The following is an 18033-nucleotide window of genomic DNA, read 5'->3' as shown; positions in this document are numbered from 1 at the left end:
AAGTTGTAATGCAGTTGTTGGTTGGTAAGCTTTTAACTGCTTCCCGGCCGAACTAACTGAATGACTTTGAGTTCTTCCGGAAATTTTTCTTTGGAAATTGAGAGTTTGTCGAGTTTTTCTACATTTTCTTTGGCCATTTCTTTGAAGAATTTTTCTGGTCCTTCGAGCTCCTTGATTTGCGAACCGATCTCTTGATAGTGCATCGGAATGACAATTTTTGGCTCGAGTTGGGCGGCAATTTTTGCTGCACTAGAAGCATCAATGGTAAAAAAACCTCCAACCGGAATAAGCAAAATATCCACATTTCCCAGCTCTTCCACTTGAGTATTGCTCAAACTTGCCTGGCCCAAATCTCCGAGATGAGCGACATTTACTCCATCCATCTGGATATTGTAAAGGGTGTTTCTGCCACGTTCCGCGCCTTCTTTGTCATCATGAAAAGAATCCACCCCCACGACACTGACTCCTTTGATCTCGTACTCACCCGCGCCGTTGATTATGTAGGGCGCACCACCGACAAGACCAGAAGCGTTGTGATCAAAGTGTTCGTGGGAAACGGTGACGATATCAGCTTCAACTTTGGGGAATTTCAGGCCCACTTTTGGGTCAAAGGGATCAGTCACCAAGCTAGCGCTTTTTCCTTTCAATCTAAAAGCCGCGTGTCCTAAAAAAGTAATATCCATAAAGGTAGAGAGATATTAACACTCCTTTTTATTTAGATCAATGCCTTAAGGACCACTTGAAAAATTTTTGAAAAGGTGCTAATTTCGTAAAGTTCTTTTTCTAATCATTCTATGAACAAACGCAGTCTAATCACTTTTCTAATTTTCTTTTTGGTGATTTTGGCCCTTGGCACCTTTGTTTATTTCCGCTTTTTCTCAAAAGGTTCGGACACTTCAACTCAAAACAGTGCTAAAAGCTTTTCCCTAATTCTGACTGATGCCCCCGCTGACGGTTCCTCAACTTTTGAGAAAGAGGTTGTCATTGAGGGCTCAACCGGTAGCGACTCAGTTGTCGTGGTCAGCGGTGGGGCGCAAGATACTAGTACCGAAACCACGGACGGAAAGTTTAGTCTCACCTATACTCTCACCGAAGGCGAAAATCAGATCAACATCATTGCCTTCGACCAAAAGACTGGTGAGGCCAAAACTCTTTCCCGAGAAGTTTTTTATTCTCCTGAGATCAAAAATCTATGATTAAACTAGTTTTCACTACTTTGCTTGTCCTTTTTACCGTTTCTTCGGTCGGAGTTGTTTTTGGACAGGACCCGGACAACTCAGTGGAAAGCCGGGCCAAATCAAGGCTTGAAGAGATTGAAAGACGCCTCGCGAGCAAATCAGCAGGTAACGCCGAAACTAGAGTTGGTTTTGGCAAAGACCACTTCGTTGGCTTGATTGACCAAATTGATGGCTCGACTATCTTTGTCCTTTTTGGAAAAAGCAAAAAATCAGTCTTGACTCTCTCAAGCACCAAATACTTTCAGTTCGGCAGCAAGAAAACAAAGATTAAACTCCCCAATCTAAAAATTGGTGACCGAATCGCAGTCTACGGAGTCGGGAAAAAAGACTCTTCCGGAACTGCTCTTTTGATCGGCAAACTTTCTAAAGAGCCGCAACGAAGAGCGGTTTTTGGTTTTATCAGAGAGCTGAACGCTTCTGGACTGGTGGTCAATCACATCCGAAAAACTGAAGAGAAGCTGGCAACAGCCCTCTTCACCACCAAAACCAAAATCAAGCAGAAAAATAAGGATTTACTGGTCTCGGATCTGAAAGTTGGCGACATTGTCGTTGTTGCCGGAACTCTTGAGAGTGGAGGCAATTTAGTTGCCAATTTAATTTATTCACTCCCCTCTTTGGCAAAAATAAAAATTTCTACTGCCTCAGCAACTCCCTCCGCTCGCTGAGCTTCCTTTTAAAAACCACGAGCTAAACAAGCGTCTGGATTTTTACCTCCCGATGTGCAAATATAATCTCGCCTGCTTAGCCGCTAGGCTAGTTTGTTTGGCACCTTAACCTTTTGAATGGATTCTGGAAATGAAAGGGAGGGAGACCCCATGACCAGTATTGAGTTCAGAACTGCTGCAAATGCCCTTCTCAGCTTCCTCTCTGAGGCAGAGAAACAGGAGAAAAGAAAGGCCAATCCAGATCAGGCTTGTCTGGAGCGTCTGCGGGAACGCAAACGTCTCTTGACGCGGCTCGGCAAACACCCTGACCAAGCTGATGAGCTTTTCCAGGCTAGCCTTGAAACGGCTCTACGCAACCCAGACGGACTGTCCGGAGCGCAACTCTCTACCGAGCTGCTCTTCTACCACAGACTACGGCCGCTGGTCCGAGAAGGCAAGGTTTTGAAGGCTCCTAGGCAGGAACAGCAAAGACTTCAGCCCGCCAAAAAGGCTCTTCGAGCCGATAAGCCTTCGGCGGTGAAGGAAGTCCCATCTGCTGACCCAGAGCCAGAACAAACGCCAACTCCTGCTTCGACAGAACCCAAAGCCGAAGCAACCCTTCCGGTCGTTCAGGCCAGACGAGCCGGTCGACCCAAGGGTTCGAAGAACGCTCAAGGAACAGCTGAGCCCTCTACTTCGACCGAACCCAAGCTCTCTCATGTCTTCTACGGCAAGACTCTAGCCGCCCAAGAATGGGAAGTCGCACAACTCATCGTTGCGGGTTTGGAAAACGCTGAGATCGCCGAGCAAACCGGTAGATCCGTGCTGGCAGTTGGGAGCATCATCCTTAACGTCATGCGCGTCTTGGGAGTAAGCAGCCGAGAGGATCTGATCTCCAAACTCAGGCAGACCTTTCCCGACATTCTGGACAGAGTAGCTCTTCCTTTTCCCTCGGAAGGGGGTATTCGGGGTGATAACGAAGACACGGAGGAAATGGCCGCTTCTGTTTCCGTTTCGCAAGAACCGGTTCAGAGACCACCGTCTCCACCTCTGAGTAGGCGAACCCTTGCTACACCGGCTACTCCCCGATCACAACCTGCGTCAAGGCAACGAACCGACTCTTCGAAGAGCCTGACCGGGCGTGAGGTTGAGACAATGCGGGAGGTTCTCCTCGTCTCAACCACTACTACTCTGTCAGGGATCGACGAAAAATTCGGTTGGTCACGCGGTACAGCCCGGATCAATCGAGACCAAGCTATCAAGAAAATGGTTCATGTGTGGGGCACGCTCGAAGAATCACTTGATGCAGCCACTCGCACTCTTTTCTCCGATATCCGCGAGAAATTCGGAGAGACCGTCCGCTTCTCTTCTCTTGAAGCTTTCGCCACGCGCTTCACCCGAGGCACAGCTGATCCCAGGGAAGTACCAAGAGTTAGGGCAAACTCAGTTGGGTTTGAGGACTTTGAGAGAGAAAGGGAGCAGGCAGCGGCCGCAGCTCGATTATCTGCTGAGAGTAAAGATCCTGGGGAGGCAGACGAGGAAGAAGAAGAAGAAGAAGTCGCGGCCTCAGGCTTTGATCTGAACTTCAGCGCCGAAGAGCTCAAGATTGCGCGCTTTGCCTTTCTTACCCGAAAAAACCTGAACCCGTACCAACTGTCTCAAGCAGTAGGTGGGCCCACCAAGCCGGACGATGCGAATATGTACCTAAACTCGGTGGTGAGGAAGGTAAATGACGCCCTGTATGATCCATCCTTGAGCACTTCTCCGGAATTTTCGCAATTCCTGGATAGCTTTAGGACCCAATGGCTTGGGACCTTTGGAAGTATCGCTGAGGTCATCATCCATCTGACCCCCAAAGGTCAGACGCCCACGATCAGCTCGATCCCATTGCTAGTCGGGGCCAATGGTGCCAAGCCGAGCAACAAACCTCCGTTCAAGTTCACAACCTCGAGTTGGGAACTTCTTCTAGCCAGTGTCGTCAACCGCGACTTGACCTTCAATGCTCGTCTGATCGACAACCGCTGCGGTATCCCAGCAGGTCTTGTCCCGAAGCTTCTACCCACTGCCTTTGAAGAGCTCGGGAAAGCACGAGAAGCGGAAAAGAACGGAGAAGTGCTCGACAACACTGCCAAAACCCTGATGATCCGTCTCTCTCAACGCTACGGTAGCAGATGGGAGGTAGATGAGCTGATCGAATTGATCCGGGAAAGCGACAGATCGAACAAACGGGAAGGAGTAGAGATCGCTGTCTAAACAACCAAGGCCCGGAGAGGAGTTTTCACAACTGTGAGCTCCTCTCCCCCGACCCCTTTGTCCCAACCAACAACTTCCAAATAGCCCTAACTTGCGCTATAATTGCGACCATGAACAAATCAAGTTTGCAAACCCCGAAAGGGTTTCGAGACTTTTTACCAGAAGCCGCGCGCAAGCGGTCTTTTTTGCTGGGAAAAATGGTCGCTGAATTTGCTAAATTTGGTTTTGAACCCCTGGAAACCCCAGCCCTGGAGTACGCTGAAATTCTCAAAGGTAAGTACGGCGAAGAAGAAAAACTCATTTACGAATTTGAGGATCGCGGTGGACGGGAAGTTGCGCTGCGCTACGACCAAACCGTTCCCCTCGCCCGAGTCATGGCTCAATATCCGAATTTAACTAAACCCTTCAAACGCTACCAAATCCAACCCGTTTGGCGAGCGGAAAACACGCAGGCGGGACGCTTCCGTGAGTTTCTCCAAGTCGATATCGACACTGTCGGCACCACTTCTCTACTGGCCGATGCCGAAGTGATTTTGGCTGCTGCCTCAGTACTCAAAGCAATTGGTTTTGAAAAATTTACTTTTAAAATCAACGATCGCAGCCTTTTTACTTCTTTGCCAAAAGCAATAGTTGTCGCCCTAGACAAACTAGACAAAATCGGTGAGGTTGGAGTGGTTGAACAAATCAAGAAACAAGGTTTTAACCAGCGCGCTGCTCTCGAAACTCTCGAAAAAATCAAGGGGGCCGCACCTACTGAGGCAATTAACGAACTTTTCGATCTTTTGGAAGCTTGCGGGCTACCAAAAGAAAATTTTGCTTTTTACCCGACTCTGGCCCGCGGACTCGACTATTACACCGGGGCAATCATTGAAGTCGAAATTGAGGGTTATGGCTCTGGCAGTGTCGGTGGTGGTGGTCGCTACGACAAACTAATCGGTATCTTTGGTAAAGAAACTGTACCGGCGGTTGGTTTCTCCTTTGGCTTTGATCGCCTGCTTGAGGCTGCCGAAGAGAACGGTTTACTACCGAAGGCTGGCTCGTCAACCCAAGTTCTCGTCACCATCTTTGAAGCAAAATATTTGGTTAATTCACTGGAACTGGTCAACGAACTGCGCAAACGGGGAATTAATTCGGAAATTTACCTGGATCCAAACGCCAAACTTGATAAACAACTCAAATATGCCGACCAAAAGAAAATTCCTTTTGTAGCCTTTCTCGGACCTGAGGAAATCAAAGAGGAAAAAATTACTCTCAAAGATTTTTCTACCCAAAAACAGGAAACCCTCACTCTGGCCAACCTCGTCAAAAAAATTAAGTAACTTTCAATCTAAAAACGGAGAAGGACCACAAAGTGGAGTTGTGGTCCTGAAAAGCGATCGCTCTCTTTCTCTCCGTCTGATTCCGACTAGGGTCCAAAACGCTTGACGTTGCCGACAGCCTGACCCGTGACCCCATAGCGAGCGGCGATATCTTTCGGCGAGTGACCATTCTTCAAGTCCGCCGCGATCTTGACCCGAGTGTCGGGGTCGACTTTGCCCTTGCTCGCCGCTTTCTTGGACGCAGTCTCCCCGGCAGCACGCTTGCCAGCGGTTTTCTTCGCTGCCTTCTTGCGTGTCCCAGTCTTCTTCGCCGCAGTCTTCTTCTTGGCCGCCTTGCGCGCCTTCTTCGGCGTCTTCTTGGCGGTCTTGCGGGCGGTCTTCTTCGCAGCTGCTTTTTGAGGACGCCCACGCGAATCTGGAACCGATTCGTCTGCCGAATCCAGATCTGCTCGAACTGTCGCAGATGCATCCGCGAATTCCAAAGCTAAACGAACCTTCGGCGAAAGTGCCTCGAAACGCTGCGGAAGCTCGGAGGTATTGTCGATGGCGGAAATCGCCCGTGAGATCTTCATGACCTCACCCTGATCCCCATCCGCGGCCTCCTGCAAGTGTTTGACCAGTTCAGGCCGAACTCCCACCAAAGACAGGATGAAGTCCTGAATTCTTTGGCCTAGGGAAGTATCCATGTTTCACTCTCCTTATCCATGGCTTACCAACCGAATTGAATAGGCATGATATATCACACTATGAGATTGGATGTCAACTTAAACTGAGGTTCAAGAGGTTTAAACTTGTTCGGGTTTTGGGGTTCTGTCACTCGCGCTTTTCAGTTGATCACGCAGCTGCTCAATTTGGTCGTTGTCGATACTCTCTCCTCTTTTGAGCAGAAAATTATCCACTTCCTGGTCAATGTCTTTTCCGGAAAGGGCAGCCTTGTCCTCGGTATCGGAAACATCTTCATAAATTGCGGCCAAATTTTGCAAGCCCAAGGAAAGAATCAGGTTCGTTTTATCTTCCTCAGTCATGTTCGGAACCGCCTCCAAAAAGAGATTTTTCTGCTCGGGAGTCATTTTTTTCGTTTTCAAAACAAATTTGGTAAATTCAAGATTGTCGATCATTGTTTTTGTTGAAAGGCCTCATAGCTGGTTAAACCGATCACCGCAACCGTAATTAACATAAGTATACCAGTTGTCGCCGCTGCTTTTTTGCCAAAGCGCCAGAAAGCAATTCTCCTACCTTTTTCCTGTGACTCTGCTGAAAGCTCTTGGAAAAGTGGTGCCAGGGCTGGATTGGTGTTGGCTGCTCCCGCCAAGATGGCTACTCCCCTAGTCAGCAAACCATTCATCTCCTTTTGCGACATTTTTCCGCCGGTTCGCAACCAAGTCCTCATCAGCTCAAGAGCAAAAGCACTTGCGGCAGTCTTGGCCGCCGCTGCCGCCTCAGGGCTGGAAGTGGTTTCGCTCCCTCCCCCAGTTTGCGTTCCTGAACTTTGTGCGTTAGTTTCGGCTGCAACCGGGAGTGGAGCGGAACCGGCTGCTCTAGCAGCAATCAGCTCATCTTCCCACTTAGTCAGGTTTCTTTTTAGTGTGTCATCAATTCTCTCTCTGGAATAGTCAGCCTTTTCGAGCACCTGCAAAAGATCGTAATCAAAACCAAAAGCTGCTGCCCTCTGAAATCTTCTTTCGACTCCAATCTCCCGCCATTTGAGTGGGTTGGCCCTTCTCATCAACTCAGCCATGCTCTTGACGAGGCCCCGTCGTGGCTCAGCGCGCAAATTCTTCTCCAGTTCTTTTTGAAGGTTGTTGAGCTCGTTCAAACGATCCTGCTGGGTTGGGCTGACTTTTCCTCCCTCTCCTCCGGTACCGATGGCGTCACTCTTCATACCTTCAAGCATCAAAATCGCTCGCACCAGGTTCTGTCCTGAACCAAAGCTCTCCCGCTGCCGCAAAGTCATGATCGCTTGAATGACCGGGTCTTCCAGCGGGTTAAAGTTCGGATCTTTGAAAACTTCAGGACGGTGATTGGCTAAATAAAAATTCTGTACTTGCAAAATTCGTTTGAACAAATCTTCGCTGATAGGCTCTCTTTCCGCTCCTGCCCCCACTCCGCGCCGGGAGAGGTCCTCAAGAGCTTCTTTGAGAAGCGCGTCATAAGCTTGCTTCGTTCGCTCTGAAGGCGGCTCCCCTTCAGGCCCACCTGCCGTTGTCGTCGGTGGAGTTTCCGGTGGAATTCCTCCTCCACCAGTTTCGGTTCCAGTCGGTCCAGTTCCCGCTGCTACTCCACCAACTCCGGTTTCCGCAGCTGTTTGGGCGGCAGTTCTAGAAAATGTTCCTCGCACGGCTCCAACTACGTCTTTCCGAGGAAAAACCTGCTCTTGGTCTTCTGCATTACTGACCGCGTACTGGACGCTGATAGACTTACCCGGAAACGCATGTAAAACCGCTCGGTAACCGAAAAGATTTACATCCTCCCGAAGAGCCTCTAATTGCTCCGGAGTCAACGAACTCAAGTCACTACCCGTAAGAATAAGCTCGTTAACTCGGTAGGTATTTACCCCATCAGTAAAAATGCCTCCCTGTCCAAGGTAACTAACAAAATCTCGTGCTGCCTCATTTGGGGTGTCCCCCCAATGTCCCTCTTGATTTAGTGGCCTGGCCCAAAACATTTCTCCTCCACCCCGAAGAAAGTCTCGCTTCAGGTCAACAATTGCATCTTTATCGCCTGGTTGCAGTTCTCTGGTTTCTTCTTCCACTGCCTGAATTCTTTGCCGGAATTCTTCGACTTTGTCAGCTTTTTCGACTTCGCTCAGTTGGGTATAATCAAATCTCGCCAAGAGAGGTGGTAGCCGCTCTTCTAGTTGAGGGGCCTGTGGTTGAGTCTCGGGAGGCGGGACAACCCGCACTCGGGACGGTGGTCCTGGCGGCCCAGGTGGTTGCTCTTGTCTTGGCTCACCTACTGCGGCGGTTCTTCTTCCCTGATGATCAAGAGCGCTGATACCTAGTAGTTCTCTCATCGACTCATTTCCGTCAACCCTAGCATCGTAGCGATGACGGCTTTGCTTCCCACCTTCTTCTCCCAAAGCAAGCTCTATTTGTACCCCTGGCTTTTCTTCCCATACTCCCCTCAAACCCTTCTCTACTTCTATACTATGGAGTCTTTCTGCTTCTTCCTTACTAACATCAACAAACTTTGTTTCCATTACTTTAAAATTTCTACCATCAACTGACTGAAACTCAGCACCAAATTTCAAATCTCCGTAAGTCTTTAGACCTTGTTGGTGTCTTTCTAGGTCTTCCGGATCAGGCTGGCTCTGTTCAACTCTAGGAAGCGCAGGCGGTGTAGTCGCAGTAGTTTCTTGTCTCCGCTCATCATCTTCAGGAGCAGGTGGAGCTGGAGGTTGGCGGTCAATTGGAGGTGGTCCTACCGCACCAGCATTGGCTTCGACTGGTGGTTCAGGTGGGGCTGGAATTCTCGGTGCTCGGTGGGTTCGTCCTCCTGGCTGTCCAGCTTCTAGATCAGCCTCATCAGCTCTTCTCGCTCTGCCACGACCTTGGGAAGGTTGCTTAACCACGCCACCCTGTGGCTCTTCTTCAGTTTCATCGACATCTTCTGCTGCTGGAGCTCGACCTTGGGAAGCATCCTCGAGCTCAACGGGTGGGCGACTTGTGTCGAGAGGACTTGGAGACTCCTCCTCGCGCAGCCCTCCAATTCCATTTTTGGCTAGTCTTTCTAAATCCTCCTCAGTAGCTGGTCTAGTCTCATCTGAATCCTGTGCAACCGCCTCTTCCCTAAAAGAAATTCTTGTAGGGCTACCCTCTTCTTTTTCTGTTCTCTCAACAATTTTTTCAAAGAGTCGACGCGGGTCCAAATCGTTTGGGTTTGGTGCTCCGGGTTCACCAGTACCACCACTTCGAGAGACATAACTAGCCATGCTAGCTACATCTTTCTTGGTGAAGGATTTTCCCCCCTCGTACCTTTCTTTCCAGGCTGTAAACTTTGCCGCATCTAAAGAAACTTCTTTCCCACCAGAAGCACCGCCCTCACCACTTTGAGGGGCCAGGTCTGGTCGGAATGATTCAGGGTTTAACATAAGTTACTTTAATAATAACAAAACTTGCCTAAACATTTTTTGTGATCGGCTCTGGATTTGGTTTTTGTAGGGGGACTGGTTTATCCAGCTCCGCCCGCCGATTTATTTCAGCTTCAACAATATTTTTATCTTTTCCGAATCTGAGTCGAGAGAGCTCAGCAATGGCCGAGCCGGTTTCTTTGTTTCTGGCAATTCCCTGAATCTGGTTCCAATCAGTTGAAAAAGAAAACGGTGGCGTCGGTTGACCCTTGACGAGCAGGCGAATGTAGGCGTGCCCGATCGGGTTGTTGATCAGATCTTGCTTGTTGAAAACCGGTTCAAACTGATGTTCCAGGTAAGTAGCGTCATCAATACCGACTCGGAAGGCAATCGTAGTTCCAACGTTACCAAAAACCGCGTCTTTGATATCCTGCTCGATTTGAGCAATAAACTGGTTGGCGACAGTCAAGTTGAGGTGATACTTTCTCGCTTCCGAAAGAATGACCGCAAAGTCAGGAGTAGCAAAGTTCTGAAACTCGTCCACGTAGAGATAAAAGTCACGGCGTTGCTCCTCAGGTACATCAATCCGGCTCATGGCGGCGATGAGGATTCTTGGAACTAAGATCAGTCCCAAGAAATTGGAATTCTCATCCCCTATTTTTCCTTTGGAGAGGTCAACAAGCAAAATCTTGCCTTCGTCCATCAATTTGCGAAAATCAAAAGCCGATTGACTTTGACCGACAATATTGCGCAACAGTTTGTCAGTGACGAAACGGTCAAATTTGGAAACGAAGTAACCCATGGTTTCGCTTTTATGAAAGTCCGAAGTTTGAGCGATCTCATCGGTCCAATATCTACGTACTAAGGGGTCGGTAATGAGCGGCAGTTTCTCCTGAACAAATTTCGGATCGATGAGCAAGCGCAAAACTTCTACCAAAGTGTTCCCTTTCTCCACCATAGCCGTAAGCATGACGTTGCGAATGGCCCGCTCCAATCTCGGTCCCATGATGCCAACTTTTTTTGGATCATAGAGTTTGTAGAGCAAGGCAATAAAAGAGTTCACCACCATGTTTTTCTGTTCGTCAGTTTCACCCTCGAGAATATTGAGTCCAAGCGGCCTTTCTGTATCGCCCGCGTCGAAAAGAATCACGTCTTCGGCTCGAGAAGCTGGAATCATATTGATCAAATCCTCAATTGCGCTCCCATGAGGATCGATAAAAGCCACCCCTTTGCCTTCAACAATGTCTTGGTAAGCCAGGTGCTTGAGCAGCTCACTTTTTCCAGTACCGGTTTGCCCGATGATGTAAGTATGGCGACGGCGATCATCCTCGGTAATTCTGATCGGGGTTTCCACTCCCCGAAAGACACTTTTACCAAGGTACAAACCTTGGCTAGGAACGGTGGTTGGGGCTGCGGATTTTTTGGCTAGTGCCCAGATAATGTTCGGGGTCATGACCTTTTTGCTGGGAAAATGAAAAACTGTTGCCAGCTCATCAGTATTAAGAATCATTTTGCCAAAAAATAGGGGCATGATGTGGTTGACGAAATCAGAAAGAGATTGTTTTTTGGTCAGAGTCCAAGGCCAACGACGGCGCCGAAAACCGTTGCCTACCGGATCAGCAAACTGCGCGAAAGAGCCAATCATATTGTTGATATAAACTTCAGCGTTGTATTTGTTGTTCGCGCAAACCACGAAACGGATCACGGTGTCAAAACCAGGCTTTGAGGATTTTTCTTCAATTTTTTTGTAAGGGTCCATAGTCACTGAATTGGTTCTAGCCTCGGGTTGTTGTAGATCAGGCTGTTGGGGTTGCCCGGGGCTGGTAATACTTTTGCCGATTTGGGCAGTAATTGAGCTTGAGGCACTCGTCTGGACTCTGTGAATTTCACGAAAACCGCGGCCTTGCCAGCCACTTCCCGCCGGAGCAATCAGTATCTGTAAAGCTGCTGCTTCTCCTTGCTCAAGTTTGGAGAGAGCCGTTGTGATTGAGTTCATCGGGTCAACGTCCTCCCCAAACTCTTTAAAGCGCCGGATTGGCTTGAAAGCTTTGGCCTTTAAAGACAGCTCCACGATATCAGTATATTTTCCAGTTGAGATTGTGTAGTCCGGAACTGGGACAATCTCTGCTTCAGGGTAAAAGCTGTGGATTTGCTTTTCAACTAGGTCGGAAAGCTCATTGGGGGTAGAAACATAAAAAACAATTTCGCCATTTTTGGAAACAATCTCAAACCCGATGTGATCCTGCCCCTTTATCCAACCCTGGGCACCCGCCCGAAAAAGTCCGTAGAAAGAAGCGAACATCGCTTCCGCGGCTTCGATTTTAATTTCGTTGTACTTGGTCGGTTTTACCTGCAAGAGCACGTAATCCCAACTACGCTTCTCTCTTTTTTGGTAACGACGAAAAAGGATAAAAGCAAAGGGTAAAAGGGCAAAGAGAACCAAGCCAAAAAGTAGGCTTAAAACCAAAACCGTCAAACCCAAAAGACTTTGGCCCAGATCAGGAGAATTTGGAGTCTGTGCGTAAACAGTAAAATCAAACATCAGGCAGCCTTTTGCCCTCCGCCACTTTCAAATTGCGCTTCTAGTGCTCTAGCTTTATCTTCTAAGTTAGTTGGGGTGCTCGGAGCAGCTTCCCCTCTGTCTTGAGTCGGAGGGGGCACTTGTTTCTCTTGCTTGACTGGCTCGGTGGCATCTACCCCAACCAAGGCAGCTAAGTGAGCGGCTCTTCTTTCTTCCGCCTCCAAAAGGAAGTGTGTGGCTGGACTGACACTGGGTCCTTTGTCTACTGGCTCGTGTTCTGCCCGCAGACCAGTTGCTTGCTTGTTTAGTACCTCAGCTCTTTTTTCGAGGCTCTGAGCAAAATTTACTGGTTCTTCCGTCCGTTCTTGAGCTTGACGAACTTGGCTGGTTAACTCTTGAATTCTTCGTGCTTCGTCAGCCTCTTGCTGTTCATTGCTTAGTTGTGGTCTCACCTCAACTTGGGGTTGCGGGGGATTTGTTTCCAGAGAAGTAGAAAAGGTTGAAGCTGTTTCTGCTCCTTTGGGCAAGCCATGCTCAATCGAAGCAGCCTGGGCAGGTTCATTCATAGTTACATAAATTATAGAGGAAAAGATCCTAACCTGGCAAGCGGAAACTTTCTTTTTACGTTTTTGTTAAACTAATTGGTAATGAAGAAAGAAACTGCCGGCTTTCTCGCTGTCCTTCTCGCTTCCACCATCTGGGGCCTGACCACACCGGCTTTAAAAATTGCTTTGTCCGAAATCCCTCCTTTTTCAGCTGTTTTTATCCGTTTTGCGATTGCAGCTCTTTTGATCACCCCAATCTTACTTTTGCATCCTCCTCAAAAAGTCAGTCGGCAGGACTCCGTCTCGTTAATTTTTGTTTCCCTCTTCGGGCTCGCTTTTCATATTGGCTTTTTGGTTCTCGGTTTGAACTTAACTACTGTCGTGACTGCAGCTCTTTTGATTTCAACGGAACCAATCATTGATTTAGTTGCGGCTAGCTGGTTTTTGAAAGAAAAAATCTCCTTGCTCAACAAAGCCGGCATTGTCTTTGGTTTTTTGGGCACCGCTTTGCTCGTGATCAGACCTATCTTGACCAACGGAGGTGACTTTGAGTTTCCACTGCTCGGGAATTTTCTGCTTGTTTTATCAGTAATTTTTGGCTCGGTCTATATCATTGGCTCGAAAAGACTCTATGCAAGCTACTCTTCGTTGACTGTCACTTGCTTTGCCTTCTTTGTCTCCAGTCTAGCTTTTCTTCCCTTTTCTCTAGTTGAAACCGCCACCCACCCTTTTTGGATTCGGGAAGTAACTTTGGTCGGAATCCTCGCCATTCTCTTTTCTGCTCTTTTTGCCTCCTTTTTCGCCTATCTTCTTTTCGATTGGGGGCTAGCACGAATCAAAGTCCACTTGGTTTCCTCGCTCAGCTATATCACGCCAATTGTGTCGATTGCCCTCGGAGCAATCTTTTTGCATGAAAAGCTCGATCCCTTCTTTCTCCTGGCCGGAGTAATAATTCTTCTCGGAGTTTACTTCTCAACTTTGAACAAACCGCACCACCACCTGCGTAAACACCAGCGCAATTGATTTGATTTTGAACTTGTAGAATCACAATTCCTGTGTTAGAATCATTGGGACAAAATTTTGAAGCTAATTTTATGGAAGAGCAGAAACAAGTAGCAACAACTCAAGACTCCGTCCAAACTGCAGTTCTCGAAAAAGAAGAAGCTAGCGAAGCCGTGGCCGAAACTCCAGTCAAAAAAGAAAAAGGTCTAGAAAAGCGCGAACTTGGGCCGATCGAGTACTTCGAAAACGCCAAAGTAACTTGCTCTTGCGGCACAACTTTCACGGTTGGTTCCACACGACCCGAGATTCACGTTGAAGTCTGCAGCAAATGCCATCCCTTCTTCACCGGGCAAGCAAAATTTGTCGATACTGAGGGTCGAGTTGAAGCTTTTGAGCGCCGTCTGACTGCTAAAAAAGATCGAAAAGCAAAAAAGCCTAGCGAAACCAAGGCGGCGGAGAGACCAAAATCTCTCAAAGAAATGCTGGAACTGATTGAAGCTTCTTAAATTTTCCCCTATTCTATAAGTTAGATGGACTATCTCCAATCCCAAATTGAAGAGTTAGACAAAAAAATTGCAGATCTCAAAGAGCTGATTGCTTCTGATGAAAGTTTGAGACAACTAGCAGAAGAGGAAGTTAAGGCTCTCCAAGAGCAGAAGGAAGCGCTTGAGAAAGCATTGACCGGCTCAAACCCCGGCGAAGTCGAAACCGCCTCAGGAGCGCTGCTTGAAATCAGAGCTGCCGCTGGAGGTGACGAGGCTGGCCTTTTCGCCGGTGTTCTCTACCGAATGTACACTCGTTTTGCCGACAACCAAGGCTGGAAGGTAGAGCAACTTTCCATCAACGAAGGTGGGCTTGGCAATATTAAAGAAGTGATTTTTCGAATTGGCAACCCTGCGGCCTACGAAGATCTAAGGCTCGAGTCCGGAGTCCATCGTGTTCAAAGAGTACCTGAAACTGAGTCTGGCGGAAGGATTCACACTTCCACTGCCTCGGTGGCAGTTTTACCGGAAATAAAAGAAAAAGACTTCGAAATTAACCCAACCGATCTCAAAATTGACACTTTCCGCGCCGGGGGCCATGGTGGACAAAATGTTCAAAAAGTTGAGACCGCGGTAAGAATCACCCACCTTCCCACTGGATTAGTCGCCACTTGTTCTTCAGAGCGCAGTCAGTTGCAAAACCGGCAGCGCGCACTAGGTGTTCTCCGCGCCCGCCTTTATCAAGCCGAAGAAGAGAGAAAACGAAGTAATATAGATTCTACTCGAAAAGAGCAGATCGGCTCTGGGGATAGGTCAGAAAAGATTCGTACTTACAACTTCCCACAAGACCGTATCACTGATCATCGTCTCGGCAAAAGCTTTCACAACATCGAAGAAATACTTGAAGGCAATTTAAAACCCATCATCACCGCCTTCCAATCTCAAGACCAATGACAATTAAGTGGACCTTGGCTGCCTCAACGATTGATCGAACCGAAACTGAGATTCTGCTCGCTGAGCTTTTAAAAAAAGATCGTTCCTTTCTTTTTGCTCATCCGGAACAAGATTTAACCAAAACCCAAACAACGAACTTCAAGAATTTAGTTGACCGACGAGCCAAAAGCGAACCCCTAGCCTATATTCTTGGTTATAAAGAGTTTTTTGGCTTCAAGTTTCTGGTCAACCCAAAGGTTTTGATTCCTCGTGCGGAAAGTGAAGATTTGGTAGAAGAAGTAATTCAGTCAGTAAAAAATTTCCCAAACCCAACTCTAGTTGACGTTGGAACCGGCAGTGGCTGTATCGCGGTTTCTCTCGCCCTCAGTCTTCCTTCCGCTAGAATCATGGCTACTGATACTTCCACGGCTGCTCTCTTTGTGGCTCGGAAAAATGCCGCCCTTCATTTAGTTTTAGACAGAATTGAGTTTATCCAAACTGATTTAACCGAGGGAATAGAGGAAAAACTTGATTTGATTGTGGCCAACCTACCCTACATCCCAACAAGGAATTATCTGAACTTAAAAGAAGAGGTGAGAAACTACGAACCACGAAGTGCTCTTGACTCCGGTCAATCCCAAATGACTTTTTACAAACGGCTTTTTGAAGAAGCAAAAAGTAAACTGAAGAAGGGTTGCAAGCTAGTCTACGAAATCGACGGACAGCTTTTGACCAAAGTTTTTTAGCTACCCTCTCCACTCACCGGCGGAGTCGGAGGCTGATTTGTTGGCGGTGGGGCGGCGGTCCAGGCGTTGTAGGGCTGGTCCGATGACTGTTGTTCGGGAGTTTCCTCAGGACCTGGTGGGACAGAAACAGGCGGTTGCGAGTCAGCTGCCGCGGTCTCAGTTGGTAGTGAGGCAGCCGTCTGCTCTTCTTGGCCCTGAGCTGTCAGAGGCTGCCCACTTGGAATTTCTACATCCTTTGGAACTTCGTCCATTGGCACTGATTCTGGATAAAAGACATCCTCATCCTGCCCTCCTCCACCAAAGAAACCAAAACCCCCTCTTCGGACGAACCAGAAAACCCCAAACCCGATTAAGAACAGGACAAAGATTATGATCAAAATTGGAAAAATCCTTTTCAAAAGACTGACCGTTTGTTGCCCAGGAGTCGCTGTCACAGAATAGTTTCCGCCGTTGACGCTTTGGAGAATGTCTTTGAGGGTTTTGTGCTGGACTACATTTGAATCAGTCGTCGAGCCTTCGCTAAAATCAAAACCAACCGCAGCTACACCTGACTGAAGAATAGTGAAGGTCACTTCGGCGAGAGGAATCGAGGTTTCAAAATTTTGCCCTTCTTTGGAAGCTAAAGCGGTGATTTGTAGTCTCCCTGGACTTTCTTTGGTAATCAAATTGCTAAATTCTCCAGTTGACTTTACTTCCTTTGGCTTGAGTCGGTTGTCATCAAAAGTGAGGATAGCATCAGCTCCATCAACTGTCTCAGTACTGTCAGTATCAAGAACAAGTTGAACTTTAAGCTCTTCTCCTGATTTCACGTTGCCTGAACTTGGAGTAAGCGATAAACCCGCAGCGGAAGCTGCCTTGGCCAAAGCCAAAAAGACCAGTAAACAAAAGCCTGCGGTCATGACTTTGTTAAAAAAGTAAAATTGTCGTCTCTGTTTTTTCATTTTAGGTTGTTAATCAAAATTGAATAATCAAAACTGTTGACCACCCCATCTGCGTTAAAATCGTAGTTTTGATCGTTGATAAAACCCGCCAAAAACTCTACTATATCAGTTTCCGATATTCTGTTGTCTGCGGTTACATCCCCAAAAATCAAAGGCCCTGCAGCCAATTTCACCCCTGATTTTAGCTTGAAACTAAAGTTTTGTGTAAGTAACCACGGAGTTTTGAGTTCCAAAATATAGGTTTTACCCACGGTTAAAGCCGAGGTCTTAAGACTAACGCTAGTCGCATCTTTGGAAAAGGTAACCTTTTTGGTGACGCTTGTACCTTTGATGGTTGCCTCGACTTCTTTACCATTTATCAAAAACGCGTTGGCTGAGGTTCGGAGACTAATACTAGCAACCGTCGGCTTTGCCTTTGTTTCGCCTCCAGACGAGGGTGGGGGGCTAGAATCAGAACCGCCACCACCCGAAGTAGGAGGAGCCGAAAGGTTGACTCTGACCGAGTCGCTTCCGCTTCCCCCCTTACCCGTACAAGTAATACTAAAAGTCCGCGACGAGGTCAGTTTACCGATTGATTTGGAACCACTCGTAGCTGAAAAACCAGGGCAAGAAGTAGCGTAGCTACTACTCCAACTCAAAGTTGCGGCGCTGTTGTAGGGAATAGTAATTGGCCCGTTGGAACCATTGGCCTTGATATTAACCATCGGAGCTTTATAAACCCAACAAACATCCATCCACATTTGCGTGATCGAGAGTGCGTTTCCCTGATTGACTCGACTGGAACGGGCAGCCACACCCGCCGAATTTACCGAACTGGCGGTCCAAGACCCACCAGCTGGATTGGAAAGCCAAGTGTTGCTGTACTCTGAGTAATTGGGCCCAGCCGAATTTGTAGTTCCAGAGTAAAAATTACCTCCCAGATAAAGTCCGGGCGCCACACTGGCGGCATTACCGCTTCTTCTGGCGACGAGGTAAACAGCAACCCTTTTGACAGCTTTGTCTGAACTCAAACTTAGGCTTTGGTGAGAAAAAGCCACGAAATTGGAAGGTTTCGTATCATCCCAGATATAAGTATTATTTCCATCAGCAACTGCCTCATCTACCTTGTCAAACTCTGTACCGCTACTGGGACTTTGGGACCAAAGCTTGACGTAGCTGTTGGCAACTGGACGTAGACTCACCAAATTTTCTCCTGAAGCGCAGGTAGCTGCTTTGATACGCAAATCGCCAGAGTTTTTAGCAGCAAATTGAGTAAACACAATTGCCCCCAATAGAACAAAGGTAGTAATAAGGCTGAGCCAAACTCTTCGTTTTTGAAATTTTCCAAACTTGCTCACTTA

The 18033-nt window shown here is 47.8% G+C and carries 15 protein-coding genes and 1 pseudogene; 8 read left to right on the top strand and 8 right to left on the bottom strand.

Features of this window, described 5'->3' with window-relative positions; translation table 11 throughout:
* Positions 1 to 32: 32 nt before the first annotated feature.
* On the bottom strand, positions 33 to 683 hold the full coding sequence (locus Q8P13_02125) for an MBL fold metallo-hydrolase (GenBank protein MDP2671237.1): 651 nt from the start codon (positions 681 to 683) through the stop codon (positions 33 to 35).
* A 111-nt stretch (positions 684 to 794) separates the two neighbouring features.
* Here Q8P13_02125 and Q8P13_02120 point away from each other — a divergent pair, with 111 nt between their 5' ends.
* From Q8P13_02120 to hisS, 4 genes are all read left to right on the top strand, one after another.
* Positions 795 to 1196: a hypothetical protein gene (locus tag Q8P13_02120; GenBank protein MDP2671236.1), complete on the top strand. Its 402-nt coding sequence runs from the start codon at positions 795 to 797 to the stop codon at positions 1194 to 1196.
* Entirely contained in the window at positions 1193 to 1903 is a 711-nt protein-coding gene (locus Q8P13_02115; GenBank protein ID MDP2671235.1) for a DUF5666 domain-containing protein, read from the top strand. Before Q8P13_02120 ends, Q8P13_02115 begins: the two co-directional genes overlap by 4 nt.
* Positions 1904 to 2053: 150 nt before the next feature.
* Positions 2054 to 4135 carry a helix-turn-helix transcriptional regulator gene (locus Q8P13_02110; GenBank protein ID MDP2671234.1) on the top strand — a complete coding sequence of 694 codons (2082 nt, stop codon included), beginning with the start codon at positions 2054 to 2056 and terminating at the stop codon, positions 4133 to 4135.
* 110 nt (positions 4136 to 4245) lie between these two features.
* The gene (gene hisS / locus Q8P13_02105; GenBank protein ID MDP2671233.1) at positions 4246 to 5454 is read left to right on the top strand and encodes a histidine--tRNA ligase; all 1209 of its coding nucleotides are present in this window, start codon (positions 4246 to 4248) and stop codon (positions 5452 to 5454) included.
* An 86-nt stretch (positions 5455 to 5540) separates the two neighbouring features.
* Here hisS and Q8P13_02100 read toward each other — a convergent pair whose 3' ends face one another.
* The 5 genes from Q8P13_02100 to Q8P13_02080 all read right to left on the bottom strand — a co-directional run bounded on the left by Q8P13_02100 (position 5541) and on the right by Q8P13_02080 (position 12610).
* Positions 5541 to 6140, bottom strand: coding sequence for a hypothetical protein (locus tag Q8P13_02100; protein MDP2671232.1), 600 nt, complete (start codon positions 6138 to 6140; stop codon positions 5541 to 5543).
* Positions 6141 to 6239: 99 nt separating this feature from the next.
* Positions 6240 to 6572 (bottom strand): hypothetical protein, encoded by a 333-nt coding sequence (locus tag Q8P13_02095; protein ID MDP2671231.1) that lies wholly within the window; start codon positions 6570 to 6572, stop codon positions 6240 to 6242.
* Positions 6569 to 9544, bottom strand: a complete 2976-nt coding sequence (locus Q8P13_02090) for a hypothetical protein (protein ID MDP2671230.1) — start codon at positions 9542 to 9544, stop codon at positions 6569 to 6571. The genes Q8P13_02095 and Q8P13_02090 overlap by 4 nt, the downstream gene beginning before the upstream one ends.
* A 28-nt stretch (positions 9545 to 9572) precedes the next feature.
* Positions 9573 to 12065: a TraM recognition domain-containing protein gene (locus Q8P13_02085; GenBank protein ID MDP2671229.1), complete on the bottom strand. Its 2493-nt coding sequence runs from the start codon at positions 12063 to 12065 to the stop codon at positions 9573 to 9575.
* Positions 12065 to 12610, bottom strand: coding sequence for a hypothetical protein (locus Q8P13_02080; GenBank protein MDP2671228.1), 546 nt, complete (start codon positions 12608 to 12610; stop codon positions 12065 to 12067). Before Q8P13_02080 ends, Q8P13_02085 begins: the two co-directional genes overlap by 1 nt.
* A gap of 81 nt (positions 12611 to 12691) precedes the next feature.
* Here Q8P13_02080 and Q8P13_02075 point away from each other — a divergent pair, with 81 nt between their 5' ends.
* The 4 genes and pseudogenes from Q8P13_02075 (at position 12692) to prmC (ending at position 15752) form a co-directional block, all read left to right on the top strand.
* Positions 12692 to 13612, top strand: coding sequence for a DMT family transporter (locus Q8P13_02075; protein MDP2671227.1), 921 nt, complete (start codon positions 12692 to 12694; stop codon positions 13610 to 13612).
* A 209-nt stretch (positions 13613 to 13821) separates the two neighbouring features.
* Positions 13822 to 14004, top strand: a pseudogene (gene rpmE / locus Q8P13_02070) (50S ribosomal protein L31).
* Between the two features lie 117 nt (positions 14005 to 14121).
* On the top strand, positions 14122 to 15027 hold the full coding sequence (gene prfA / locus Q8P13_02065) for a peptide chain release factor 1 (GenBank protein MDP2671226.1): 906 nt from the start codon (positions 14122 to 14124) through the stop codon (positions 15025 to 15027).
* Entirely contained in the window at positions 15024 to 15752 is a 729-nt protein-coding gene (gene prmC, locus Q8P13_02060; protein MDP2671225.1) for a peptide chain release factor N(5)-glutamine methyltransferase, read from the top strand. The genes prfA and prmC overlap by 4 nt, the downstream gene beginning before the upstream one ends.
* On the opposite strand, the gene Q8P13_02055 is transcribed toward prmC, so the two are convergent.
* Both Q8P13_02055 and Q8P13_02050 read right to left on the bottom strand, forming a co-directional pair.
* Complete coding sequence (locus Q8P13_02055) at positions 15749 to 16693, bottom strand: cohesin domain-containing protein (GenBank protein MDP2671224.1); 945 nt, start codon at positions 16691 to 16693, stop codon at positions 15749 to 15751. The genes prmC and Q8P13_02055 overlap by 4 nt on opposite strands.
* The gene (locus Q8P13_02050; protein ID MDP2671223.1) at positions 16690 to 18030 is read right to left on the bottom strand and encodes a hypothetical protein; all 1341 of its coding nucleotides are present in this window, start codon (positions 18028 to 18030) and stop codon (positions 16690 to 16692) included. The genes Q8P13_02055 and Q8P13_02050 overlap by 4 nt, the downstream gene beginning before the upstream one ends.
* Positions 18031 to 18033 lie beyond the last annotated feature (3 nt).

It is taken from the genome of bacterium (assembly GCA_030704665.1).
Lineage (GTDB): Bacteria > Patescibacteriota > Microgenomatia > Woykebacterales > RBG-16-39-9b > JAUYID01.
The sequence above is the reverse complement of the archived record's forward strand: the minus strand, read 5'-3'. Positions and strand labels throughout refer to the sequence as shown.